Consider the following 25024-nt stretch of genomic DNA (forward strand, 5'->3'; position numbering starts at 1 on the left):
TGGACTTGTCCGAGGGTGCTAAGTAGTATCCCGCACGATTGAGGTCCCGGGGGATTTACGATGATGGGGCGGGTAACGCGTGTTTGCCGCGTGGGCTTGAATGCTGGCCTGCGCGCAGGCTTGGGTATGGTTGGAACTCCGGCCCGGATCGCGCTCGCGCTGCCGGTGATCGCCGTGGCCCTCGCGGGCTGCGAGGAAAAGAACACTTATGTCGCCCCGCCGCCGCCCACCGTCACCGTCGCCGAGGCGACCTCCCAGCCCGTGGTGCGGTATCTCGAACTCACCGGCAACACCGCCTCGATCAATACGGTGGACCTCAATGCCCGCGTCCAGGGCTTCCTGACCGACATCAAATATAAGGACGGCGCCCTGGTGAAGAAGGGCACCGTCCTGTTCGTGATCGAGCAGGACCAGTACAAGGCGACCTTGGACCAGGCGAAGGCGACGCTCTCCGCCAACCAGGCGCTTCAGGTCCAGGCCGAAGCCGAGTTCAACCGCCAGAATCAGCTGGCGAAGCAGGACTTCGCCTCCCAGGCGACCCTCGACCAGGCCCGCGCGAAGCGCGACCAGGCGGTGGCGAACGTGCAGAACGCCCAGGCCGCGCTCGATATCGCCAAGATCAATCTCGGCTATACCGAGGTGACCGCACCGTTCGACGGCGTGGTGACGGCCCATCTCCAGGACATCGGCGCGCTGGTGGGCTATAGCGGCCCCACCAAGCTTGCCACCATCGTCGAGGTGAACCCCATCTATGTGTGGTTCTCGCTCTCCGAGACCCAGGTCCTGAACATCAAGGAAGGCCTCGCCAAGCAGGGCAAGACCCTGCAATCGGTGTCGCGCGACCTCGCCAACATCCCGGTCGAGATCGGCTTGCAGACCGAGCAGGGCTATCCCCACGCTGGCAAGCTCGACTATGTCTCCCCGCAGGTCGACCCCAGCACCGGCACGCTCACGGTGCGCGGCATCTTCGACAATAACGACCTCGCGCTGATCCCCGGCCTGTTCGCGCGCGTGCGCCTGCCGCTGGGTTCTGCGACGGACATGGTGGTGGTCAATGATGCCGCCATCGGCACCAACCAGAGCGGCAGCTATGTGCTGACCGTGGATGCCTCCGGCAAAGTGGCCGAGCAGGTGGTTCACCTCGGGCAGATGCAGGACAACGGCTTGCGCGCCCTCGCGGGCGGGCTGACGGCGGGAACCCAGGTGGTCGTCAACGGCCTCCAGCGGGCCGTGCCGGGCTCCAAGGTCACGGTGGAGAAGGGGAGCATGACCCCGGCGGCGCAGAAGAAGCCCATCACGCCGGCGATGAATACGCCCGCGACCACCCCCGCCGCGACCACCCCGGCTGCGACCCCGCCGGCTGCGACCACGCCTCCCGCCGCGACACCCGCGGCGCCGAAGAACTGACGGCCGATCCCTCGAACCACAGGCGGCGAACATGATCTCGCGCTTTTTCATCGAGCGACCGGTCCTTGCCAACGTCCTCGCTCTGCTTTTTGTCCTGATCGGCGCTGTCTGCCTGATCCGCCTGCCGGTGGCGCAATATCCCAATATCGTGCCGCCGACCGTCACCGTGACCACCAGCTATCCGGGCGCCAGCGCCAAGACCATCGTCGACACGGTGGCGCTGCCCATCGAGCAGCAGGTCAACGGCGTCCAGGACATGCTGTACATGCAGTCCTGGGCGGCCAGCGACGGCACCTATACGCTGGTCGTGACCTTCGCCATCGGCACTGACCCCAACATGGCGCAGGTGCTGGTGCAGAACCGCGTCTCCATCGCCTTGGCCTCGCTGCCTTCGGCGGTGTCGACCCAGGGCGTCACGGTGCTTCAGAAGGGCACCTCGATCCTGGAGTTCGTGGCGCTGACCTCGCCAGACGGGCGCTATGACGGCCTGTTCCTCTCCAACTATGCCGCCATCTACGTGCAGAACGAGCTGGCCCGCCTCAGCGGTGTCGGCAACGTGCTCATCTTCGGCGCCGGCGATTATGCCATGCGCGTCTGGATGGATCCGGACAAGATGCAGTCCGTGGGCCTGACGCCTTCGGACGTAGTCAATGCCATCAAGGGGCAGAGCCAGGAAGTCACCGCCGGCCAGGTGGGCATGCCGCCTACCCCCGCGGGCACGAACTTCCAATATACGGTCAATATCCAGGGCCGCCTCAACGATGTGCCGGACTATGAGAACATCATCGTCAAGGTGGACAACCAGGACGGCGGACGCATCCTGCGCGTGAAGGACATCGGCCGGGTCGAGCTCGGCGCGCAGAGCTACAGCAAGACCTTCATGCTGGACAACAAGCCGGCGACCGGCATCGCCATCTTCCAATTGCCCGACGCCAACGCGCTCGACGTGGCGGCGGCAGTCAAGGCGAAGATGGAGCAGCTGAAGACCTCGTTCCCCGAGGGCGTCGCCTATACCGTCCCCTTCGACACCACGCTGTTCGTCGCCGCCTCCATTGGCGAGGTCTACAAGACGCTCTATGAAGCGGGCATCCTGGTGCTGGTCGTCATCATCCTGTTCCTTCAGGATTGGCGCGCCACCCTGGTGCCGGCGACCACCGTGCCGGTCACCATCATCGGCGCCTTCGCCGCCATGGCGGCCATGGGCTTCACCATCAATCTCTCGACCCTGTTCGCGCTCATCCTCGCCATCGGCATCGTGGTGGACGATGCCATCGTGATCGTGGAGGGCGTGGCGCGCCACATCGAGGAGGGGATGGAAGGCCAGCCGGCCGCGGAAAAGGCCATGGACGAATTGTTCGGCCCGGTCATCGGCATCACATTGGTGCTGATGTCGGTGTTCTTGCCGGCCTCGTTCATTCCCGGCCTGACGGGCGAGATGTTCAAGCAATTCGCTTTGGTCATCGCGGCCACGGCCTTCATCTCGGCCATCAATGCCGCGACACTGAAGCCCACCCAGTGTGCCCTGTGGCTGCGCAAGCCGACGCCGCCGGAAAAGCGCAACGTGGTCTATCGCGGCTTCAACGCCATCTATGACCGCTGCGAACGGGGTTATACCGCCCTCATCTCGCGCATGGTGCACGTCTCCGGCCTGATGGTGCTGGTGGCGCTCGCCCTGATCGCGCTTGCCGGCTACGGCCTCACCCGCGTGCCCACCTCGTTCCTGCCCATCGAGGACCAGGGCTATGTGGTGCTGGCGGTGCAATTGCCGGATGGCGCCTCCACCGAACGCACCCAGGCGATCGTCGAACGCGCCTCGGACATCGCCCAGAAGACCCCGGGCGTGAAGGTGGTGCTCGGCATCACCGGCATCTCGGCGCTGGACAATAACGCGACCCTGAGCAGCGCCGGCGTGCTCTATGTGACCTTTGACGACTGGAGCGTGCGCGAAGAGCACCAGGGCCAGGATCTCCTGTCCATCTACACGCACTTGAACAAGGAACTGGGCCAGATCCAGGAAGCCAGCATTGCGGTGCTGGTGCCCCCGGCGATCCAGGGCATCGGCAATGCCGCCGGCTTCACCATGCAGCCGCAGATCCGCGACGGCAATTTCGACTATGTGCTGCTGGACCGCGTGGCCAATGCGATCATCGACAAGGGCGAGGCGCAATCCTCCCTGTCGCATCTGTCCACCTCGTTCCGGGTGGGCGCGCCGCAATTGCAGGTGGACGTCAACCGCATCAAGGCGGAGACGCTGGGCATCACGGTGAACCAGGTGTTCACCGCGGTATCTACCTATGTGGGTTCCGCCTATGTCACGCAGATCAACAAGTTCGGCAATGTGTTCCAGGTCTATGCCCAGGCCGAGGCCAAGGCCCGCATCTCGCCGGAGGATCTCAACAATCTGAAGGTGAAGGCGAGCAATGGCACCATGGTGCCGCTGGGAACCTTGATCGACATCCGGGTGATGCCCGGCGCGCCGCTGATCTCGCTGTATAATCTGTATCCGACCGCGACCATCGTCGGCACCAATGCCCCCGGCTTCTCCTCCGGCCAGGCGCTGAGCGTGATGGAGCAGATCGCCAGCGCCACCTTGCCGCCGGGCATGGGCTTCGAATGGACCGCCATGTCCTATCAGGAGAAGCAGGTCGGCTCGCAGATGTACTACGTCTTCGCGCTCGCCATCCTGCTGGTCTACATGGTGCTCGCCGGCCAGTATGAAAGCTGGATCCAGCCGCTTTCGGTCATCCTGGCGGTGCCGCTGGCGTTGCTCGGCACCGTCGGCGCGCTGGTGGGGCTGGGGATCGCGAACAATCTCTATACCCAGATCGGCCTCGTCCTGCTGATCGCGCTCGCCTCCAAGAATGCCATCCTGATCGTGGAATATGCCCGCGAGAAACGGGCGGAGGGCATGGACATCATGGAAGCGGCGGTGGAAGCCTCGCGCCTGCGGTTCAGGCCGATCCTCATGACATCGTTCGCCTTCATCCTCGGCGTGCTGCCGCTGGTTTTCGCAACCGGAGCCGGCGCGAACTCGCGCAAGTCCATCGGCATCGCGGTGGTGAGCGGCATGCTCGCCTCCACCTGCCTCGCGGTGCTGTTCGTGCCGTCCTTCTACACGGTGCTCCAGCGCTTCGAGGAGAAGTACTTGCACAAGAAGAAGAAGCCCCACGCCGCCCCGGAGAGCGACGACCCCGCCGCGCCCCCGTCCGGCCCGGTCCCCGGCCACCCCGCATCTGCCTGATGCCGCGCACAGGCAGGGCCGCCCGTGCGGTCCTGCCTGAAAATGAGGCAATACGCGCCGCAAACTCACGCTTTCTTGGGCCGATGCGCTTGTCTAACCTCAAGCCATGCCGTGCCAACCGGAGCTGGTGACCTGAATGACGATCCTAGCGAGCCTCCACCACGTCACCAGCTATTCCTATGACCGGCCGATCATGCTCGGCCCGCAGACCGTGCGCCTGCGCCCGGCGCCGCACAGCCGCACCGATATTCCCGCTTATTCGCTGAAGATCACGCCGGCCGAGCACTTCATCAACTGGCAGCAGGACCCGTTCGGCAACTGGCTGGCGCGGCTCGTGTTTCCCGAGAAGACCACCGAGTTCAAGGTCGAAGTGGACCTGCTCGCGCGCATGTCGGTAATCAATCCGTTCGACTTCTTCATCGAGGAATATGCCGACCATTTCCCCTTCACCTATACCGCCGACCTGAAGGCCGAGCTGACCCCCTATCTCGCGCTCGAGGATGGCGGGCCGGCGCTGGACGCCTTCGTCGCCGCCGTGCCGCGCACCAAGACGCGCATGGTGGACTTCCTGGTCGCGCTTAATCAGCGCGTCCAGGCCGAAGTCGGCTATGTGATCCGCATGGAGCCAGGCGTGCAGACGCCGGACGAGACGCTGAAGAGCAAGCTCGGCTCCTGCCGCGATTCCGGCTGGCTGCTGGTGCAGGTGCTGCGCCGCCTCGGCCTCGCCGCCCGCTTCGTCTCCGGCTATCTGATCCAGCTCAAGCCCGACGTGCCGGCGCTCGACGGCCCCTCAGGCACCGATGTGGACTTCACCGACCTGCACGCCTGGGCGGAAGTCTATCTGCCCGGCGCCGGCTGGATCGGCCTTGACGCCACCTCCGGCCTGCTGTGCGGGGAGGGCCATATCCCACTTGCCGCCACCCCGCATTATCGCTCCGCCGCGCCGATCACCGGCGGCGTCGAGCCGGCGGAAGTGGAATTCGATTTCGAAATGTCGGTGGCCCGCGTCGCCGAAGCGCCGCGCGTGACCCTGCCGTTCTCCGACGAGAGCTGGGCCGCGCTCAACACGCTCGGCGAGAAGGTCGATGCCGACCTGCTCACCAACGACGTGCGCCTGACCATGGGCGGCGAGCCCACCTTCGTCTCGATCGACGATTATGAGGGTGCCGAATGGAACACCGCCGCCCTCGGCCCGCAGAAGCGGGTGCGGGCGGACGATCTCGCGCGCCGCCTGCGCAAGCGCTTCGCCCCCGGCGGCCTGCTGCATTACGGCCAGGGCAAATGGTATCCCGGCGAGCCGCTGCCGCGCTGGTCCTTCGGCCTGTTCTGGCGCAAGGACGGCAAGCCGATCTGGCAGGACGAAAAGCTGATAGCCGACGAGGCGCATGATCACGGCGTCACCACCGCCGACGCCGAGCGATTCGCGGTGGCCCTTGCCGAGCGCCTCGGCCTCGGCCGCAAATATGTGCAGCCGGCCTTTGAGGACAATGCCTACTTCCTGCTCAAGGAAGCCAATCTGCCGGAGAATCTCGAGCCCGGCGACAAGCGGCTGGCGGACCCGGAATCCCGCATCACCCTGGCGAAAGCGCTCGCCGAGGGGCTGGGCAATGCGCGCGGCTTCGTCATTCCGGTGCAGCGGCTGAACGCGCGCGGCGGCCAGGGCTGGCTGAGCGAAGTGTGGAAATTCCGCCGCGGCCATCTGTTCCTGGTGCCCGGCGACAGCGCCATCGGCTTCCGCCTGCCGCTGGATTCCCTGCCGTATCTCTCGCCCATCCTCTATCCCCACACCGTTCCCGCCGACCCGATGGAGCCGCGCGGCCCGCTGCCCGATCCCGACGAGATGGCGCAGGGCTATGAGCGCGACGCGGCCACCGGCCATGTGCCCTCCGCCGAGCGGGCGCGGCAGATCCTGTCCGATTATCTGGCGCGCGCGCCGGAGCCGGCCGACCAGGCGGTGCGCACCGCCGTGTCGGTGGAAGCGCGGGACGGGCGGCTGTGCGTGTTCCTGCCGCCGCTGACCACGCTGGAAGATTATCTCGCCTTCGTCTCGGCCGTGGAATCGGTTGCCGCCGAGCTGAAGATGCCGGTGCATCTGGAGGGTTATCCGCCGCCGTTCGACCCGCGCCTGCAGGTGATCGGCCTCTCCCCCGATCCCGGCGTGCTGGAGGTGAACATCCATCCCGCCTCCGATTGGAAGGGATGCGTGGAGACCACCCGCATCGTCTATGAAGAGGCGCGCCTTGCCCGCCTCGGCACCGAGAAATTCATGACCGACGGGCGCCACACCGGCACCGGCGGCGGCAATCACGTGGTGGTGGGCGGCATCACCCCGGCGGACAGCCCGTTCCTGCGCCGGCCGGACCTGCTGAAGAGCCTGCTGCTCTATTGGCAGCGCCATCCCTCGCTGTCCTACATGTTCTCGGGCGTGTTCATCGGCCCCACCTCGCAGCATCCGCGCATCGACGAGGCGCGGCACGACAGCCTGTACGAGCTGGAGATCGCCTTCTCCAAATTCCCCGCGCCGAGCACCGACCTGCCGCCGCCGCCCTGGCTGGTGGACCGCATGCTGCGCAACATCCTGATCGATGTGACGGGCAACACCCACCGCACCGAGATTTCCATCGACAAGCTCTATTCGCCGGACGGGCCCACGGGCCGCCTGGGCTTGGTGGAATTCCGCTGCTTCGAGATGCCGCCCGACTGGCGCATGAGCCTTGCCCAGCAATTGCTGCTGCGGGCGCTCATCTCCGCCCTCTGGCGCAAGCCGCTGTCCGGCTCGCTGGTGCGCTGGGGCACGGCCCTGAACGACCGCTTCATGCTGCCTTATTATGCCTGGTCCGATTTCCAGGACGTGCTCGGCGACCTGCGTGATGCCGGTTATGATTTCGACCCGCTGTGGTTCCAGGCCCAGTTCGAATTCCGCTTCCCGAGCTTCGGCAAGGTGCAGCGGGCGGGCGTGGATATCGAGCTACGCCAGGCATTGGAGCCCTGGCATGTGCTCGGCGAGGAAGCCGCCGCCGGCGGCACCGTGCGCTATGTGGACAGTTCCGTGGAGCGCGTGCAGGTGCAGGTGGACGGGTTCAACCCGGCCCGCCATGTGATGACCTGCAACGGCCGGCGGATTCCGCTCGCGCCAACGGCGCGCAGCGGCACGTTCGTGGCCGGGGTGCGCTACAAGGCGTGGGATCCTTATTCCGCTTTGCATCCGACCATTCCGGTGCACACGCCCTTGGTGTTCGATCTCATCGACACCTGGAGCGGGCGTTCGCGCGGCGGGTTCGTCTATCACGTCTCCCATCCAGGCGGCCGCAGCTACGACACCTATCCGGTGAATTCCTACGAGGCGGAATCGCGCCGGCTCGCCCGGTTCGTGAACCATGGCCATACGCCCGGCGTGCCCCATGTGCCGGCGGAATCCGCGCCCGACGAATTCCCCACCACCCTCGATCTGCGGCGGCCCGGCGGAATCTGAACATCCCCGCCGGCGGCAAACGCCTGCCGGCGGAAAAAGAAATCGTTCCAATTCGCAGATAAGTTCTTTCCTCGCGGGAAAAGTTCGTCAAGCTAGAGCCGGATCTGCCCATATTCGATAAGTTAGAGGGCGATTCACCGCCCATGTGGAACCACCAAGTGGTTCCACATGGGCGGATCGCGCTCTAGGGACGCTGGCGATGGGTCCGCCTCATGCGGGCACATCGCCGGTTTCGCGTGCGGGGCCGGCGGAGCGCCGGCTTGCACCGTGCGTGCAAGAAACGGCATCGACCAAGCCCGCATCGGCCAAGCCCGCATCGGCTAAGTCCGTATGGGCCAAAGCTGCCCAGCGAAGCGGCAAACGGTGATGCGGCGAACGGCGGCGCCGCGCGAACCGGCGGTCATGAGTCATACGAGCGGGCTCTCGGGAGGAAAAGCCAAGCGTGGACAAAGTGAGCCTGGCCGAGGACACCAATCGCGATCCGTTCGCAGCTGCCGCGGTGGAAGCCGTTCTCGACGGCTACCAGACGCTGCCCGGCGTGCGCGACGAGATGATGGGCGCCGATGGCCATCCGCGCGCCCATTGGCTGCCGTTCCTCACCGCGCTCGCGGAACTCGGCCCGCAGGAAGTGCGCCGGCGCTTCGGCGCGGCCGACCGCTATCTGCGCGACAGCGGCGTGTTCTATCGCGTCTATGACGACAAGGGCGGCGGCGAACGGCCGTGGGCGCTCAGCCACATTCCCTTGCTGCTGGACAAGGCGGACTGGGACAGCCTCGCCGCCGGGCTGGTGGAGCGCGCGCAATTGCTGGAAGCCCTGCTGGCCGATCTCTACGGTCCGGCGCGGCTGGTGGAGCAGGGCGCGCTTCCCGCCGCCGCGGTGGCCGGAAGCCCGGAATTCCTCCGCCCCATGGTCGGCACCCTGCCGCGCGGAGGAAAATTCCTGCGCTTCTACGCCGCCGACGTGGGACGCGGCCCCGATGGTCGCTGGTGGGTGCTGTCCGATCGCACGCAGGCGCCCTCGGGCGTCGGCTATGCGCTGGAAAACCGCCTCGCCATGTCGCGCGCCCTGCCGGATATCTCGCGCACCATGCGCATGGAGCGGCTGGCGGGCTTCTTCCAGGGCTTCCGCACCTCGCTCCTGAAGCTCGACCGCACCGGCGAGGGCCGGGTCGGCCTGATGACGCCGGGCGCGCTCAACGAAACCTATTTCGAACACGCTTTGCTCGCCCGCTACATGGGCTTCTCGCTGGTGGAGGGCGAGGACCTCGCGGTGCGGGGCGATGCGCTTTATGTGCGCACGGTGGCTGGGCTGAAGCGCGTGGACGTGGTGCTGCGCCGGCTCGATGCGGATTTCGCCGATCCGCTGGAATTGAATGCACGCTCGCGCCTCGGCGTTCCCGGGCTTGCCCATGTGGCGCGCATCGGCGGGGTGGCGCTGGCCAATGCGCTGGGCTCGGGCCTCGTGGAGGCGCCGGCGCTCATGGCCTTCCTGCCGCGCCTCGCCATCAAGCTGCTGGGCCGTCCGCTCGCTCTGCCGCATGTGGGCACCTGGTGGTGCGGGCAGGGCGCCGAGCGCGCCCAGGTGATGGAGCATCTGGACGAACTCGTGGTCGCCTCCGCCTTCGGCACGCCGGTGCCCGGCATCGGCCGGCGCGGCTCGGTGCTCGGGGCGGATCTCGCCCCCCAGGAGCGGCGGCAGCTGTCCGCGGTCATGGCGCGCCGTGGCGCCGACCTGGTGGGGCAGGATGTGGCGCGCATCTCCACCATGCCGGTGTGGACCGGCGACAAGCTCACCCCGCGCCCGTTCACCCTGCGCGTGTTCCTGGCCGCCACCGAGGATGGCTGGACCGTGATGCCCGGCGGCTTCTGCCGCATTTCGGAGCGGCTCGACGCGCGCGCCTTCTCGATCCAGCGCGGCGACCGCTCGGCGGATGTGTGGGTGCTGGCGGATCGCGAGGTGCCGGCCACCAGCCTTTTGCCGAGCCCCGACAATGTGCGGGTGCGCCGCTCCTCCGGCACGCTGCCGAGCCGCTCGGCGGACAATCTGTTCTGGCTCGGCCGCTATGTGGAGCGCGCCGAGGGTACCTTGCGCCTGGTGCGGGCGCTGGTGGGGCGGCTTGCGGAAACCGAGCCCGCCAGCAGCCCGCTGGTACTGCGCCTGATCACGCTGCTGTCCTCCTGGGGCGCGATGCCGCGCGATTTCGTCGGGGCCTCGCCCGGCCGCTATGCCATCGCCGCCCTAACGCGGCACGATCTGCCCGGCGGCCTGCCGCAAGTGGTGAAATCGGCCCGCGCCGCCGCGTCCGTGATCCGCGACCGCTTCTCGCCCGATGCGTGGCGCGCCCTGGTGGATCTGGAAGCCTGTCTCAATACACCGGTGCCCACGGCGCCGACGGAATCGGACGCCCACGAGCGGGCGGATGCCGCCTTGCGCATCATCGCCGCCTTTTCCGGCCTCGCCAGCGAGAACATGAACCGCCTCACCGGCTGGCGCTTTCTGGAGCTCGGCCGGCGCATCGAACGGGGCATGGCGCTGCTGCGCTTCGCCCGCACCTTTGCCGAGCAGGGCGCCCCGCGCGGCGCGCTCGACGTGCTGTTGCAACTCGCCGACAGCCAGATCACCTATCGCAGCCGCTATGTGGTGATCGAGGCGCGCGGGCCGGTGCTGGACCTGGTGCTGCTGGACCCGGACAATCCCCGTTCGCTGGCGTTCCAGGTGGAGCGCATCGCCGCCCATCTGCGGGTGCTGCCGGGACGCGATCCGGACGAGCCGCCGCCGCGCTCGGAGCGGATCGTCGCGCGCATGCGGGCCGATCTCACGGCCGCCACCGCCGAATCCTTCGACATCGAGGATTTCGACGCGCTGGAAGGCGATCTTGCCCAGCTGTCGGACGAAATCGCGGCCCATTATTTCATCCAGGGGCCGGCGGCGGACATCGCCTGGCCGGGGCAGGGGTGAGGCGCCATGCTCTATGACATCCGCCAGACCACGACCTATCTCTACGGCGGGCAGGTGCGCGTGGCGCGGCAGGTGCTGCGCATGACGCCGGTGGACCGGCCGCATCACCAGAATGTGCTCTCCCATTCGCTCTCGACCGATCCGACCGCGAGCGAAATGGAACAGGGGCTCGATTTCTTCGGCAATGCGATCGCCTGGCTCACCCTCGATACGCCCCACGACCGGCTGGAGATTTCCACCCACAGCCGGGTCGAGGTGAAAGCCGCGCCGCTGCCCGATCTCCAGACCACCTTGATGGTGGACGCGGTGCGCGAGGCGGCGTTCGCCAGCACCGATCTCGGACCGAGTTCGCCGGTGCACGGGCTCTATGCGAGCCGCTCCATTCCGCTCGATCCCGCCATCACCGACTGGACGGCGGAGAGTTGCGCGCCGAACCGGCCGATCCTCGCCGCCGCCTGGGAGGTGATGGAGCGCATCTATACCGACTTCTCCTATGAGCCCGGCGCCACCGACGTCACCACGCTGCCGCACGAGGCTTTTCTCGCCAAGCGGGGCGTGTGCCAGGATTTCGCCCATGTGATGATCGCCGGCCTGCGCGGGCTCGGCCTCTCGGCGCGCTATGTGTCGGGCTATCTGCGCACGGTGCCGCCGGCGGGACAGGAGCGCCTCGCTGGCTCGGATGCCACCCATGCCTGGGCGGAGGTGTGGTGCGGGGAGGATTTGGGCTGGATCGGCCTTGATCCCACCAACGGGATCGCGGCCGGCAACGACCACATCATCCTCGCCATCGGCCGCGATTATGCCGATGTGGCGCCGGTGGACGGCGTCATTGTCGCCTCGGGCGAGCACCTGCTCGCCGTCGGGGTGGATGTGGTGCCGGTGGAACGGCCCCATGCGGTGGCGCCGGCCTCGTAAGGCCGACGCCACCGCATGGGTTCAGGTCGGGCCCATCACCAGGTCCGGTAGCCAGGTGGCGATCTGCGGGAACAGGCAGAGGATGAAAATCCCCAGCATCATGGCGATCACATAGGGGAAAGCTCCCCACAGCACCTCGCTGGTGCGAACCTGCGGCGCGATCGCGTTCACCACGAACAGATTGAGGCCGACCGGAGGGGTGATGAGGCCGATCTCCATGTTGATGGTGAGGATGACCGCGAACCAATAGGGATCGAAGCCCGAGCTGACGACGATGGGATACAGCAGCGGCGCCGACATCACGATGATCGCCACTGGCGGCAGGAACATGCCCGAGATCAGAAGAAATACGTTTATCAGGCCCATCAGCACCCAGCGGTTCACCTCCAGCGACGCGATCGCGCTGGCGACGCTCTGGGTGATGAACAGGGATGACAGGGCAAAGGCGAACAACTCGGCCGAGGCCATAATCATCATGATCATGACGCTTTCCCGCATGGTCGAGCTGAAGATTTCGACGATCGGCTTTGGGCGGAACAACCGGTACATGATGATGACCACGCCCAGCGTCAGGAACGCGCCCGCGCCGGCCGCTTCCGAGGGCGTGGCGACGCCGCCGTAAAGCACATAGAGCGTGCCGCCGATGATCAGCAGGAACGGCGTGACCCGGGGCAGGGCGGCGATCTTGTCCTTCATCGTGAAGGTCGTGCCCTGTTCGTCGAAGCGGAAGCCCTTGCGCTTGCAGTCGAACAGGGCCCAGGCCATGAACATCGCGGTCAGCATCAGCCCGGGCAGGACGCCCGCCAGAAACAGGCGGCCGATGGAGGTCTCGGTGGCGATGCCGTAGACGATCATGGTCACCGAGGGCGGGATCAGGATGCCGAGTGTCCCTCCGGCGCAGATCGAGCCGGTTGCGACCGAGGACGGGTAGCCCCGCTTGAGCATCTCGGGAATGCCCATCTTGCCGATGGCGGCGCAGGTGGCCGGGCTCGATCCGGTCATTCCGGCGAAGATCGCGCAGGCACCGATGTTGGACAGCACCAGCCCGCCCGGCACGCGGTTCAGCCAGCGGTCCAATGCTTCGTAGAGGTCCTTGCCCGCCGGCGTCGCCGCCACCGCCGCGCCCATGAGAACGAACATGGGGATCGAGACATAGGCAAGGTTGGCGATGCCTGCGAACATGGTCTCCGCCAGCACCTCGAACACGCCAAAGCCATTCGCGATCAGCAGGCCGCCGATGGCAGACAGTCCCAGCGCGAACGCGATCGGCATACCGGTTGCGAGCAGCACGACGAGGGTCGCAACCACCGTCAGTCCGGCCATGGAGGGGGAAAGCTGGATCATGCGGCATCTCCATAGGTTCCGCCGATCCGGCGCAGAATTTCAGCGACATATTGCAGGCTGAGGAGAACGAAGCCGATGGGCAGCGGCAGCAGCGGCACCCACAGCACGATGGCGGCAACCGTTGAGGTGCGCCATTCGTTCACATAGGCCTCGTGGAAGAAGATCAGGCTCGCAATGCTCATGGCGATGCAGAACAGCAGGCCGAAGGTTGCGCCCGCGAGCCCGAGCGCGTGTCGCACCGGCGCCGGCGTCATGATCTCGATCACGTCCACTCCGACATGCCCGCGGGTTTGCAGCACATAGGGCGCACCCATAAAGACGGCGGCCGTGGCGGCGAAGATGACGAAGTCCGTTTGCCAGATGGTTGGCGAGCGAAACACGTACCGCAGGAAAATCATCTCGCACGTCACCAGCATGGCGCCGAAGAGGAGCAGCGCGGCAATGACGGCGGCAATGCGGGAGAGGGTATCCACCGCGGCGAGAAAAGATCGGATCATGTTTTTCGGCCGGTTGGTGCGAGAGACGGCAACCCGGCGGCGCCCGCGAAGGGGCCGGCCGTGCGGTTCTCCCACCCCCCGGCCCGCGCACGGGCCGGGGGGTGGGCAGACGTCATTGAACGGCGAGCGCCTTCTTGATCAGCTCGTCGCCGCCCTTCACCTTCTCGGAATAGTTTTTGTAGGAACTTTCCTGAGCCACCTTCAACCAGGCGTCGTAATCGGCGGCGGACATCTCGATCACCTCGACGCCGGCCTTCTTATAGGTGTCGATCAGCTTCTGATCGCCCTTTTTCACTTCCGTGGAAAACCAAACCTGCGCCTTCTTGCCAGCGTCCAGTATCGCCTTCTGCTGCGCCGGGTTGAGGCGGTTGAACACCTGCTTCGACATGAGCACCGGCTCGTACATGAACCACAGGGCGTTCGCCCCTGGCGCCGTGAGGCACTTCACTTGTTCATAAAGGCGGTAGGAGACGAAGCTTTCAGATGAAGTATTGGTGGCGTCCAGCACGCCGGTTTGCATGCCTGAATAGATTTCAGACGACGGCATGGAGGCGATGGACGCGCCGGCCTTCGCCAGCATCTGCTCGAATGCCGGGCCGGCGGCGCGCGTCACCTGACCCTTTATGCTGTCGGGGTTGGTGATGCATTGCTTCTTGGATGCGAATGCGCCGGAAAGCCAGGCGTCGGAAATAACGATCGCGCCGTGTTCCTCGACGATCTTCTTGATATCCGCCATAAAGGGGGAGTTGTTCAGGCGCTCGGCGCGATCAAAATTCCGCACCAGGCCGGGCATCAGCGTCACTGAGAATTGCGGCACACGTCCGGACGCATAGTCGAGCGGAAATGAAGACAAATCGAGCTGGCCCTTGGTCAGCGCGCCCCATTGCTCGTTGGGCTTATAGAGAGATGAGCCGGGAAACACCTGGATCTTCAGACCGACATTGGCGGCTTCCACGTCGCGGGCGATCATCTGTACCATTTCGTCACGCGGATCTCCCTTGCCACCGGGAAACTGGTGCGAGGCGCGTAGGGTGATGTCTTGCGCGGCCACGGGCGCGGCGCACAAAAGCGCGGCGGCGAAGGCCAGTGCACCGCGCTGGCAGGCCCGCGAACGCGGGGAAGCGATCTTGGTCATGGTGTCCTCCTATATGGCCGCGGTCAGCGGTCCGATTGGCGTTTCCTCGAAACCGTCCCGGTTGCTCCGGGATCGGCGGTTCATTCACTGCGACGCCCTGGCAAGGCCGGGCGGCGCATCCTCAGGCGACGTTGCTGCGGTAAATGTCCTTGTACGTGTCTCTCAGCACGTTCTTCTGCACCTTGCCCATGGTGTTGCGGGGCAGATCATCGACGAAGATGATGCGCTTGGGCAGCTTGAACTTCGCGAGCCGGTCTTCCAGCGCGGCGTGGATATCGGCCTCGCTCACCTTGGCGTCGGCGGCGCGCACCACCACCGCCGTCACGCCCTCGCCGAAATCCTTGTGGGGCACGCCGATGACCGCGCTTTCCACCACCCCCGGCAAAGCGTCGATCTCGCCTTCCACTTCCTTGGGATAGACGTTGAAGCCGCCGGTGATCACCAGATCCTTGCCGCGCCCGACGATGTGCACATAGCCGCGCTCGTCGATCTTGCCGAGGTCGCCGGTGATGAAGAATCCATCGTGGAATTCGCTGGCGGTCTTCTCCGGCAGCTTCCAATAGCCCTTGAACACGTTCGGCCCCTTCACCTCGATGGCGCCGATCTCGTCCGCCGCCAGCACCTTGCCGCTCTCCGGATCGGCGATGCGGATCTCGACGCCGGGCAGGGGGAAGCCGACCGTGCCGGCGCGCCGTTCACCGTCATAGGGATTGGAGGTGTTCATGCCGGTCTCGGTCATGCCGTAGCGCTCCAGGATCGCCTGTCCGGTGCGCTCGGCGAACGCGCGATGGGTCTCGGCGAGCAGCGGGGCGGAGCCGGAGACGAACAGGCGCATGTGGGCGGTGGCCTCCCGGGTGAGGCCCTCCTGGTCCAGCAGGCGGGTGTAGAAGGTGGGGACGCCCATCAGGCTGGTGGCCTGCGGCATCAGGCGCAGGGTCTGCGCGGCATCGAACTTCGGGCAGAAGATCATGCGCGCGCCGGCCAAAAGGATGATGTTGCTCGCCACGAACAGGCCGTGGGTGTGGAACAGCGGCAGCGCGTGGATCAGCACGTCATCGGCGGTGAAGCGCCAAGTATCGCGCAAAGTGACGGCGTTGGAGAGCAGATTGTCATGGCTCAGCATGGCGCCCTTGGCGCGCCCTGTGGTGCCGGAGGTGTAGAGGATGCCGGCAAGATCCTCCGGCCCGCGCGCCACATCCTCGAACGTGTCGGGATAGTCCTGCGCCTTTACGGTCAGCGAGCCGATGCCGTCCGCGCCGAGCGTCTCCACCTGCGGCACGCCGAGGGAGGTGGCGAGCGCGCGCACGTCGGCTTCGATCTCCGGCCGGCAGACCAGGACGGTCGGTTCGGCGTCGGAGAGGAAATAGGAGAGTTCCGCCAGCGTATAGGCGGTGTTGAGCGGCAGATAGACCGCGCCGGCGCGCACGGCGGCGAGATAGAGCGCCAGCGCCGGCCAGGATTTTTCCACCTGCACCGCCACCCGGTCGCCCGGCTTCACGCCGAGTGCGACCAGAAGGTTCGCCATGCGGGCGGAGAGGGCGAGCGCGTCGGCATAGGTTTCCACCGCGCCGTCGGGATGCAGCACGAGCGGCTGTTCCAGGGCCGGCATGGCGGCCCGCATGGCGGAGAAGAGATGGTTGGTCTTGGTCATTGCACCGGCACCAGGGAGCGCGAGGCGGTTTCGCCCCGCAGGAGTTTCTTCACGGCGGGGCTCGCCACCACCTCGCCCTTGCCGGCGAAGGCTTCGTGGTTCTTCTCGATGTCGCCCAGCACGTAGCGATAATTCACCATCAGCCCGGCGGCCTGGGCAACGCCCTTGGGCGAGAGGTCGCCCATGGCGTTGATGCGCTCCAGCCGCGCGCCATTGCCGAGATGGAAGCGCGCCACCGGGTCCACCGGGCGGCCCTTGGCGGTCTTGGCCATCAGGAAATATTGCGCCGCCATGGCGCAGATCACCGGCGTCAGCTCGGCGCGGGCCTCCTCGCGCTCCTGCCAGTCCGGCGTTTCCAGCAATTTGAGCGTGGCGCGATCGGCGGGCGTGAGGAGCGGGTTGTCCTCTTTGCGCAGCTCGCCGTCGAGCCAGGCGCGGAAGGTGGGGGTGGGCGAGAGCGTGACGAAGGTGGTGAGCGATGGCATCTCGCGCGAAATCTCTTCCACCACCTGCTTGATCAGGAAATTGCCGAAGCTGACCCCGGCAAGGCCGCGCTGGCAGTTGGAGATGGAATAGAACACCGCCGTGGTTGCGGTCGCGGGATCGAGCGGCGGGCCGCGCTCCGGATCCAGGATCGGCGCGATGGCGGCGGCCGGCTCCTTCATCAGCGCGATTTCCACGAAGATCAGCGGCTCGTCCACCATGGCCGGGTGGAAGAAGGCGTAGCAGCGCCGGTCCGGGGCATCGACGCGGGCGCGCAGGTCGTTCCAGTCCTTGATCTCGTGCACCGCCTCATAGCGGATGATCTTTTCCAGCACATTGGCGGGCGTGGACCAGTCGATACGGCGCAGCACCAGGAACCCCCGATTGAACCAGGAGGAGAAGAGGTGGCCGAAATCCCGGTCCACCGGCGCGAGGTCCCGGCGGTGGACCATGGCGTCCATCAGATGCTCGCGCATGCGCACGAGGCTCGCCGTGGCGCCGGCGGCCATGTTGAAGCGGCGGAACAATTCCTGCCGGCGCGGCTCGCTGGCGCGGTGGATGGCGGCGATCGCGGCCTCGGCCGCATCGGTATTCTCGCCGGCATCCCCATAGGCGGCGATGGCTTGATCGAGCTTTGCCTTGTCCGGGCCGAAGGTGGTCAGGAGCGCCTCGAACAAGGCGATGCGCTCGCCGCTCTTCATGCGGGAATAGCGGTCGAGGATATCGGTGGCCAGCGCCACGCCGGAGGCTTCGCCGCGGCCGGAGAGCAGATCCTCGCAGCGGTCGATCAGGGTCGCGGCGCGGGTGGCGCCGCTGGTGCGGGCGGACCGGTCCAGCAGCGCGCGGCCGCGTTCCGCGATGGTCGTGAGGAGGTCGCCGAAGAACGAGGTGTTGGAACTCATGGCCGCCTTCCCGCAATGCAAGATCGCCGCCCATGACACAGGGCGCCGCCGCTTCTGGCAAGGGGGCATGCGCGGCGCGGGGCGATGCCTGACGTCGCGAAAACCCTTCGCCGCCCTTGCGCGACCCCGTGCCAAGCCCCGTGCGCCGCTGCCGGCCCGTCGGGTCCCTGGTGCGGAACGCGCAGTCGCGCTTGGGAGCGCGGAAAACGCAGGCACGCATGGGCCGGGGGCGTGGGCATCGGCGACCTTCCTGAATGGCGGGGTCATGAAAACCCGTCCTGCATTTCCTGTCAATGATCTTGTATGCAAGATTTGACTGGCTGCATTCTTATCGCCTGCTAAACTCCTTTCACCATTTCGGGAGGCCGATCGTGCGGGGCGAGGCGACACCACGTTTGCGGGAAGCGCTGGAGGACGACATCGTCGCCGGCCGGCTGCGGCCGGGCCAGCGGCTGGACGAGGTGGGCCTCGCCGAGCGCTTCAACGTTTCGCGCACGCCGATCCGCGAGGCGCTGATCCAGCTCGCCTCCTCGGGGCTAGTGGAGATCCGCCCCCGGCGCGGCGCCTTCGTGTTGCTGCTCGGGCCGCGCGAGTTGATCGAATCCTTCGAGCTGATGGCGGAGATCGAGGCCGCCTGCGCGCGCCTCGCCGCCCGGCGCATGGGGGACGAGGATCGCGCCGCCCTGGAGCGCGCCCATCACGCCTGCGAAGATGCGGTGCGCGCCGGCGATCCGGAAGCTTATTATCCCACCAATGCGGCCTTTCACGCGGCCATTTACGCCGCCACCGGCAATCGCGTGCTGGCGGCGGAGGCGCTGCGCCTGCAACGGCGGCTCCAGCCCTATCGGCGCCTGCAATTGCGCGTGCCGCGCCGCATGGACGCCTCGTTCGCCGAGCACGAGGCGATCCTCGCGGCGCTGCTGTCGGGCGATGGAGAGGCCGCCGCCGAGGCGCTGCACGCCCATGTGCTGGTGCAGGGCGAGCGCTTCATGTCGCTGATCACCGCCTTGCAGGACGAGGCGGAGGTGGTGGCGCGGGCGGGGTGAGCGTTTGCGGGGGAGGGGGCTTGCGATTCTGTCCGGCGAGGTCGGGCGCGCGCCCCTCACCCCAGCCCTCTCCCCGGCGGGGAGAGGGAGCCTATGGCTCCGGCGGGGAACGCGGGCCTACGGTTTCGGCGGTTCCCCCTCTCCCCATTGGGGAGAGGGTCGGGGTGAGGGGGCCGCCCCGCGATTCCCTCACGCGCCGGTGAAGAAATCCACCAGCAGCTTGATGTTGAGCGAGATCACCAACAGGCCCGCCGCTGCCGCCAGGAAGGTCTGCCAGCGCGGCGCCACGAACACGCCCATCTTGCGCTTGTCGCTGGTGAACATGACCAGCGGCACGATGGCGAACGGCAATTGCAGCGACAGCACCACCTGGCTCAGGATCAGCAGGGAGGACGCCCCGCTCTCCCCATAGGCGATGGTGACCGCCGCCGCCGGCACGATGGCGATGCTGCGTGTGATGAGACGCCGCAGCCAGGGTTGCAGGCGGATGTGCAGGAACCCTTCCATCACCGCCTGCCCGGCGATGGTGGCGGTGACGGTGGAATTCAGCCCGCAGCACAAAAGCGCCACCGCGAACAGGGTGGGGGCGAGCGCGCTGCCCAGCAGCGGGTTCAGCAATTCGTGCGCCTTGCCGAGGTCCGCCACTTCCCCGCCCTTGCCGTGGAAGGCTGCCGCCGCGAGGATCAGGATCGAGGCATTGATGGTGAGCGCGAACATCAGGGCGAAGGTGGAATCCCAGGTCGCATAGCGGATCGCCTGGCGGATGCCGCTTTCCGTCCCGTCGTGCTTGCGGGTCTGCACGATCGCCGAGTGCAGATAGAGATTATGCGGCATCACCGTCGCGCCGAGGATGCCGAGCGCGAGATAGAGCATGTCGGGATTGGTGATGATCTGCGTGGTCGGCGCAAACCCGCGGATCACATCGCCCCAATTGGGATCGGCCAAGGCGATCTGCACGCCGAAACAGGCGGCGATGATGCCGAGCAGCCCCACCACCAGCGCTTCCACGAAGCGGAAGCCGAGCTTTTGCAGCCACAGGATGAGGAACACGTCCAGCGCCGTGATGATGACGCCGATCTCCAGGGGAATGCCGAACAGCAGATTGAGGCCGATGGCGGTGCCGATCACTTCCGCAAGGTCGGTGGCGCAGATCGCCGCTTCCGCCAGCGCCCACAGCACATAGGCGACCGGGCGGGGGAAGCTGTCGCGGCAGGCCTGGGCGAGGTCGCGCCCGCTGGCGACGCCGAGCCGCGAGCACAGCGCCTGGAGCAGGATGGCGATGAGATTGGAGAGCAGCGCCACCGTAAGCAGCGCATAGCCGAAGCGCGACCCGCCGGCGAGCGAGGTCGCCCAATTGCCCGGGTCCATATAGCCGGTGGCGACCAGATAGCCCGGCCCGAGAAAGGCGAACAGGCGGGAGAAACCCCGGCGCTTGGTGACGTCGATGGTGCCATGCACGTCCGACAAGGCGGGATCGCCCCGCTCGCGGCGCCAACCGTTCAAACCCGCCTGCCGTGAATGATCAAGCATGATGCCACCGCGCACCGGATGAGGAAAACCGCGCGCCGCGCGGGCCGAGGGCGTTTCGTTCGATACATCGGCCCGATAGGCGTCGGACAATGCGATTGCGAATGAATTGCATTATCCTGACCTCCTTGTCGGTAGCTGTCAACTTTATTGCGAGTAATTCGCAAGAACTGTCGCGACCCCGACATTGATGCAAGAGACGGTCCGGAATGCTCTGCGCGAAAGCGTCGCGCGGCCGAGTGCGCGGAGCCCCGGGCCGGAGCCACGCTCGCGCCTCCGGGCGGCACGCGTCTTTCCAGGGCCTGGATTAGCGCCGATCGCCTTTCATGGCTTGACGCCGTTGCAGCAGATCCTCGTCATGCACGGGCTTGGCCCGTGCATCCACGCGGCGCCGCGGGTGCCAGACTTTCAAGACCGGGGGGCGGCGCCCCGTGGATGGCCGGGACGCGCCCGGCCATGACGAACGAGGGGCGCCGAGCGGTCAAAGAAGGACAATAGCGCCCACGTGCCGTCAGGCGTCTCGACGATACATCCCGCCGCTGAATGTCGAGCGGCCCTAGGTGTGCACGGACCTGGTGCATGGACTTGGGCAGGGTACACGAACTTGGCAGGGGCATGCCAAAGACTCAGAAGGCCGCCCTTGCGGGCCGCGCGCCGCGTCGCCAAAGTCCGTTTCAACAAAAGTGGGAGGGACCGCCATGGTGGCGCCGGGACGCCCGGATACGGGCGCGGATGCTTATGATTACATCGTTGTCGGCGCTGGATCTGCGGGCTGCGTGGTCGCGAACCGCCTCTCGGCGGACCCCAATGTGCGAGTCGCCATCGTCGAGGCCGGGGGCAAGGACGACTGGATCTGGTTCCACATTCCCGTGGGCTATCTGTTCGCCATCGGCAATCCGCGCGCGGATTGGTGCTTCAAGACCGAGCCCGAGGCCGGGCTGAACGGGCGCGCGCTCTCCTATCCGCGCGGCAAGACCATCGGCGGCTCCTCGGCCATCAATGCCATGATCTACATGCGCGGGCAGGCGGCCGATTACGACCATTGGCGCCAGCTCGGCCTGCCCGGCTGGGGCTGGGACGATGTGCTGCCGCTCTACAAGAAGCACGAGGACCATTTCCTCGGCCCCAACGCCCATCATGCGACGGGCGGGGAATGGCATGTCGAGTTTCCGCGCATCACCTGGCCGCTTCTCGACAAAGTGCGCGACGCGGCGGCGCAGGACGGAATCGCCGCCATCCCGGACTTCAATACCGGGGACAATGAGGGCTCCTGCTATTTCCACGTGAACCAGAAGCGCGGCCTGCGCTGGAGCGCGGCGCGCGGGTTCCTGAAGCCGGTCCTGAACCGGCCGAACCTTGATCTCATCACCGCCGGCCATGTGCAGAAGGTGACGATCGAGAACAATCGCGCCACCGGCATCGAACTGCGCACCCCAGGCGGCACGCGCACCCTGACGGCGCGGCGCGAGGTGGTGCTGTGCGCCGGCGCGCTCGGCTCGCCGCAGGTGCTCATGCTCTCCGGCATCGGGCCGGGCGAACATCTCCAGGCGAATGGCATCGAAACCGTGCTGGACAAGCCCGGCGTCGGCTCCAATCTGCAGGACCATCTGCAATTGCGCCTGGTGTTCAAGGTCTCCGGCATCGGCACGCTGAACGAGCGCTATCATTCGCTGCTGGGGCGCGCCGGCATGGGGCTGGAATATGCGTTCCTGCGGCGCGGGCCGCTGACCATGGCGCCCTCCCAGCTCGGCATCTTCACCCGATCGGATGCGACGCAGGATCGGGCGAACCTGGAATTCCACGTGCAGCCGCTCTCGCTCGACAAGTTCGGCGACCCGCTGCACCGCTTTCCCGCCTTCACCATGAGCGTGTGCAACCTGCGCCCCACCTCGCGCGGCACCATCCGCCTCAAGAGCGCGGACGCGGCCACCGCGCCGGCGATCCAGCCGCAGTATCTTTCCACCGAGGAGGACCGCACGGTGGCGGCGGACTCGATCCGCGTCGCCCGCCGCATCGTCTCGCGTCCGGCGCTCGCGCCTTATCGCCCGGAAGAGATCCTGCCCGGTCCGGCGGTGGGGAACGACGATGCCTCGCTCGCGACGGCGGCGGGCAATGTGGGCACCACCATCTTCCACCCCGTGGGCACGGCGAAGATGGGCCTGCCGTCCGATCCCATGGCGGTGGTGGATGCGCGCCTGCGGGTGATCGGCATCGACGGCCTGCGGGTGGTGGATGCTTCGATCATGCCGACCATTACCTCCGGCAACACCAATTCTCCGGCCATCATGATCGGCGAGAAGGGGGCCGCCATGATCCTGGAGGATGCGCGCGCATGAGTTTCACCCGTTCACTGGGCGCGGCTGCCCGAGGCTCTGCCGTTCGGCGAGCTGCCGTCCTGCCGGTCCTTGCCGCCCTGCTGGCTTTGGTCGCCGATCCGGTGCTGGCGTCCTCGCCGGCCGCCTGGGCCGAGCTGGAGGGCAAGGCGCGCACGGCCTGCCTCGCGGCGAGCGGGCTCGCGAAGGCTCGCGTGGAAGGCGCGCCCGTGATGTTTGCCGCCCATGTTCTGGTTCTGGTGAAAGGCCACTGGCCGCAGCCGCACATGAAGAACCAGGCTGCAACCTTCGCCTGCCTCTATGACAATCGCGCTGGCACCGCCGAGGCGCAGGAATGGACCGGCGCCGCGCCGAAATAGTGCCGCGCGCCCGCGGCCTCGCGCCCCGTTCGGCCTGCGTGCCATGTGAACAAGGCGCTGGCCGATGCCCCCGGCGATTGTCAATCGCCGGGCGATGGGTTAGAGGATTTCCCTCTGTGCAAGCACCCGTAGCTCAGCTGGATAGAGCGCTGCCCTCCGAAGGCAGAGGCCAGGGGTTCGAATCCCTTCGGGTGCGCCACTTCCGAACAAAACTGGGCACTCCAGCAGCCGCCAATTCTACGCTTGCAGCGGCGGCAAGTGATCGCAGCAGCTCGGTTTTCGAGCCAATCAAGCGAATCTCGCTCTGGCTGACCACCCCCACCCGCTGCGCAAGAGCCCAGAGGTGGTCCCTTCGATATGTTCCATCTTCCTTCTTGAGCTTGCGCCGCGCGGCGAGTGCGAACCGCCGCAAGCGCTCCGGCGTGATCTCCGGCCCAAGCCGCTCGACTGCGGCCGCCGCCCGCTCAGCATCGGCCTGGGATTGATCGCGAATCGCCGTCAGTTCCGTGATCCGATCCTTCAGCGAAGGGTCAGCCATGTTCACGAGACGGTTTTCGAGCGCCCCATAAAGTCGCTTCAGCTTCGCCTCGGCTTCCACCTGGCGCTTGCGCAACTCGGTGATGTGACTGCGGCGACGCCCCGGTCCATTCCTCGCGCCGTTCGAGCAACTGACAGTTGGCCGCTGTTCCCGCGCCGACCAGGGCACGCAACTTCGTCGTGGGGCATGGGCTGTTTGCGGGCGCCTCGTGCTGGTCCGAGGTGATCGCGCGTCTTCAGCCGAGGGGTCTCAATGTCACCGCCGTTCAGAACTCGCTGACGACGTTGCCCGAGGCTGTCGCTTCAGCGCAGCGTCTGCTTGATGATCGGCAAGCCTCAACTCATGCGACTCCACGAGCGTTACGCGGCCGCCGAGCAGGCAGCCCAGCGGCCTGCCATCGGCGAAGCCGAGGCGCACTCGTATCTCCGAAAGGGAATCCATGGCACGCCCTTGGAAGATGGTAATCCGCGTGCTGGTGGGTTCGATGAGCCCGTTCTTGAGCAATCCAAAAGCGAGCGCCGCGGCGGCAATGCCAGTCGCGGCATCCTCCGGGTAGCCCGAGGATTTGGGAAACTGCCTCGCCTCGAAACGCCTCTGGCCCTGATGCTCGATGGCATAGGGATAGAGGCCCGTCGATCCTATCCGCTCACAGCACAGCTCGGTTCGCTTCATATCGGTCACCAGTTCATTGAGGTACCGGATATCCTTCATCGGGATCAGCGTCTTCACGCGCGACGTGACGGCGTTCTGGAGTGGAAGATCGAGCAGATGGGCGCGCGATATGTGGAGCGCCGACAGGACGTCCTCTTCTTCGCTCGGCGTCAAATCGACGACCTCGCCGACCGGCTGGGTGATCTCGACCGAGGGATCCTCGGGGTTTCGACGATCAACATAACCTGTCACGGGCCCGCTGAGCGTCTCAATGCGCACCTCGTCAGCGACCAGGCCGCCCTTGGTCGCCAGGACCCAAAGGGCGCCGATGGTCGCGTGGCCGCACATTTCCATCTCGTGACGTGGGACCCAGAACCGGAAGGTATAGTTGGCGTCGATATTCGGAGATGGCAGGACGAAACCCGACTCATGCCCGAAGTGCTGGGCCACTGAACGCATATGTTCGTCCGAAAGACCCGTGGCATCGACCGCGATCGGACAAGGATTGCCACCGCGCCCCATATGCGTGAAAACTTTAACGAGCTCGATTTCGGTCATAAGGCT

14 protein-coding genes, 1 tRNA gene and 2 pseudogenes are annotated in these 25024 nt (G+C 66.4%); 10 read left to right on the plus strand and 7 right to left on the minus strand.

Annotated features, from left to right (window positions below; genetic code table 11):
• Positions 1–126 precede the first annotated feature (126 nt).
• From V5G24_RS06705 to V5G24_RS06725, 5 genes are all read left to right on the plus strand, one after another.
• Positions 127–1407, plus strand: a complete 1281-nt coding sequence (locus V5G24_RS06705) for an efflux RND transporter periplasmic adaptor subunit (protein WP_394085414.1) — start codon at positions 127–129, stop codon at positions 1405–1407.
• A 31-nt stretch (positions 1408–1438) separates the two neighbouring features.
• A complete protein-coding gene (locus tag V5G24_RS06710) occupies positions 1439–4648 on the plus strand; it encodes an efflux RND transporter permease subunit (RefSeq protein WP_394085415.1) in 3210 nt (1069 codons plus the stop codon).
• Positions 4649–4784: 136 nt separating this feature from the next.
• Positions 4785–8120: a transglutaminase family protein gene (locus tag V5G24_RS06715; RefSeq protein ID WP_394085416.1), complete on the plus strand. Its 3336-nt coding sequence runs from the start codon at positions 4785–4787 to the stop codon at positions 8118–8120.
• A gap of 442 nt (positions 8121–8562) precedes the next feature.
• On the plus strand, positions 8563–11079 hold the full coding sequence (locus tag V5G24_RS06720; protein WP_394085417.1) for a circularly permuted type 2 ATP-grasp protein: 2517 nt from the start codon (positions 8563–8565) through the stop codon (positions 11077–11079).
• Positions 11080–11085: 6 nt separating this feature from the next.
• Positions 11086–11994 carry a transglutaminase family protein gene (locus tag V5G24_RS06725; protein ID WP_394085418.1) on the plus strand — a complete coding sequence of 303 codons (909 nt, stop codon included), beginning with the start codon at positions 11086–11088 and terminating at the stop codon, positions 11992–11994.
• A 21-nt stretch (positions 11995–12015) separates the two neighbouring features.
• Here the strand turns inward: V5G24_RS06725 and V5G24_RS06730 are convergent, their stop codons facing one another.
• The 5 genes and pseudogenes from V5G24_RS06730 to V5G24_RS06750 all read right to left on the minus strand — a co-directional run bounded on the left by V5G24_RS06730 (position 12016) and on the right by V5G24_RS06750 (position 18006).
• Positions 12016–13338 (minus strand): TRAP transporter large permease, encoded by a 1323-nt coding sequence (locus V5G24_RS06730; RefSeq protein WP_394085419.1) that lies wholly within the window; start codon positions 13336–13338, stop codon positions 12016–12018.
• A 20-nt stretch (positions 13339–13358) separates the two neighbouring features.
• Positions 13359–13835: pseudogene (locus V5G24_RS06735) on the minus strand (TRAP transporter small permease subunit); the annotation flags it as partial.
• A 112-nt stretch (positions 13836–13947) separates the two neighbouring features.
• Positions 13948–14970: a TRAP transporter substrate-binding protein gene (locus V5G24_RS06740; RefSeq protein ID WP_394085420.1), complete on the minus strand. Its 1023-nt coding sequence runs from the start codon at positions 14968–14970 to the stop codon at positions 13948–13950.
• 121 nt (positions 14971–15091) lie between these two features.
• Positions 15092–16621: a malonate--CoA ligase gene (locus V5G24_RS06745; RefSeq protein WP_394085421.1), complete on the minus strand. Its 1530-nt coding sequence runs from the start codon at positions 16619–16621 to the stop codon at positions 15092–15094.
• The gene (locus V5G24_RS06750; RefSeq protein WP_394085422.1) at positions 16618–18006 is read right to left on the minus strand and encodes a malonyl-CoA decarboxylase; all 1389 of its coding nucleotides are present in this window, start codon (positions 18004–18006) and stop codon (positions 16618–16620) included. Before V5G24_RS06750 ends, V5G24_RS06745 begins: the two co-directional genes overlap by 4 nt.
• A 371-nt stretch (positions 18007–18377) precedes the next feature.
• Between V5G24_RS06750 and V5G24_RS06755 the strand changes: the two genes are divergently transcribed.
• Positions 18378–19052 (plus strand): GntR family transcriptional regulator, encoded by a 675-nt coding sequence (locus tag V5G24_RS06755; protein ID WP_394085423.1) that lies wholly within the window; start codon positions 18378–18380, stop codon positions 19050–19052.
• 189 nt (positions 19053–19241) lie between these two features.
• On the opposite strand, the gene V5G24_RS06760 is transcribed toward V5G24_RS06755, so the two are convergent.
• Positions 19242–20582: an Nramp family divalent metal transporter gene (locus V5G24_RS06760; protein WP_394085424.1), complete on the minus strand. Its 1341-nt coding sequence runs from the start codon at positions 20580–20582 to the stop codon at positions 19242–19244.
• 695 nt (positions 20583–21277) lie between these two features.
• On the opposite strand from V5G24_RS06760, the gene V5G24_RS06765 reads away from it, so the two are divergent.
• The 4 genes and pseudogenes from V5G24_RS06765 to V5G24_RS06780 form a co-directional block, all read left to right on the plus strand.
• The gene (locus V5G24_RS06765; RefSeq protein ID WP_394085425.1) at positions 21278–22915 is read left to right on the plus strand and encodes a GMC family oxidoreductase; all 1638 of its coding nucleotides are present in this window, start codon (positions 21278–21280) and stop codon (positions 22913–22915) included.
• Entirely contained in the window at positions 22912–23271 is a 360-nt protein-coding gene (locus V5G24_RS06770) for a hypothetical protein (protein WP_394085426.1), read from the plus strand. Before V5G24_RS06765 ends, V5G24_RS06770 begins: the two co-directional genes overlap by 4 nt.
• 122 nt (positions 23272–23393) lie before the next feature.
• Positions 23394–23470, plus strand: a tRNA-Arg gene (locus V5G24_RS06775).
• Positions 23471–23946: 476 nt separating this feature from the next.
• Positions 23947–24150 (plus strand): annotated as a pseudogene (locus tag V5G24_RS06780) (alpha/beta hydrolase); the annotation flags it as partial.
• Here the strand turns inward: V5G24_RS06780 and V5G24_RS06785 are convergent.
• On the minus strand, positions 24065–25018 hold the full coding sequence (locus V5G24_RS06785; protein WP_394085427.1) for a PhzF family protein: 954 nt from the start codon (positions 25016–25018) through the stop codon (positions 24065–24067). The pseudogene V5G24_RS06780 and the gene V5G24_RS06785 overlap by 86 nt on opposite strands.
• Positions 25019–25024: the final 6 nt, after the last annotated feature.

Origin of the sequence: Roseixanthobacter finlandensis, assembly GCF_043195105.2 — a bacterium.
In the GTDB taxonomy this organism is placed as follows: domain Bacteria; phylum Pseudomonadota; class Alphaproteobacteria; order Rhizobiales; family Xanthobacteraceae; genus NCEH01.

Excerpts from the sequence above, each read along its gene's own strand:
- V5G24_RS06765 (WP_394085425.1), top strand. The coding sequence starts at position 21,278 with ATGGTGGCGCCGGGACGCCCGGATACGGGCGCGGATGCTTATGATTAC.
- V5G24_RS06770 (WP_394085426.1), top strand. The coding sequence starts at position 22,912 with ATGAGTTTCACCCGTTCACTGGGCGCGGCTGCCCGAGGCTCTGCCGTT.
- V5G24_RS06750 (WP_394085422.1), bottom strand. The coding sequence starts at position 18,006 with ATGAGTTCCAACACCTCGTTCTTCGGCGACCTCCTCACGACCATCGCG.
- V5G24_RS06705 (WP_394085414.1), top strand. The coding sequence starts at position 127 with ATGGTTGGAACTCCGGCCCGGATCGCGCTCGCGCTGCCGGTGATCGCC.
- V5G24_RS06740 (WP_394085420.1), bottom strand. The coding sequence starts at position 14,970 with ATGACCAAGATCGCTTCCCCGCGTTCGCGGGCCTGCCAGCGCGGTGCA.
- V5G24_RS06710 (WP_394085415.1), top strand. The coding sequence starts at position 1,439 with ATGATCTCGCGCTTTTTCATCGAGCGACCGGTCCTTGCCAACGTCCTC.
- V5G24_RS06760 (WP_394085424.1), bottom strand. The coding sequence starts at position 20,582 with ATGCTTGATCATTCACGGCAGGCGGGTTTGAACGGTTGGCGCCGCGAG.
- V5G24_RS06730 (WP_394085419.1), bottom strand. The coding sequence starts at position 13,338 with ATGATCCAGCTTTCCCCCTCCATGGCCGGACTGACGGTGGTTGCGACC.
- V5G24_RS06715 (WP_394085416.1), top strand. The coding sequence starts at position 4,785 with ATGACGATCCTAGCGAGCCTCCACCACGTCACCAGCTATTCCTATGAC.
- V5G24_RS06725 (WP_394085418.1), top strand. The coding sequence starts at position 11,086 with ATGCTCTATGACATCCGCCAGACCACGACCTATCTCTACGGCGGGCAG.
- V5G24_RS06745 (WP_394085421.1), bottom strand. The coding sequence starts at position 16,621 with ATGACCAAGACCAACCATCTCTTCTCCGCCATGCGGGCCGCCATGCCG.
- V5G24_RS06785 (WP_394085427.1), bottom strand. The coding sequence starts at position 25,018 with ATGACCGAAATCGAGCTCGTTAAAGTTTTCACGCATATGGGGCGCGGT.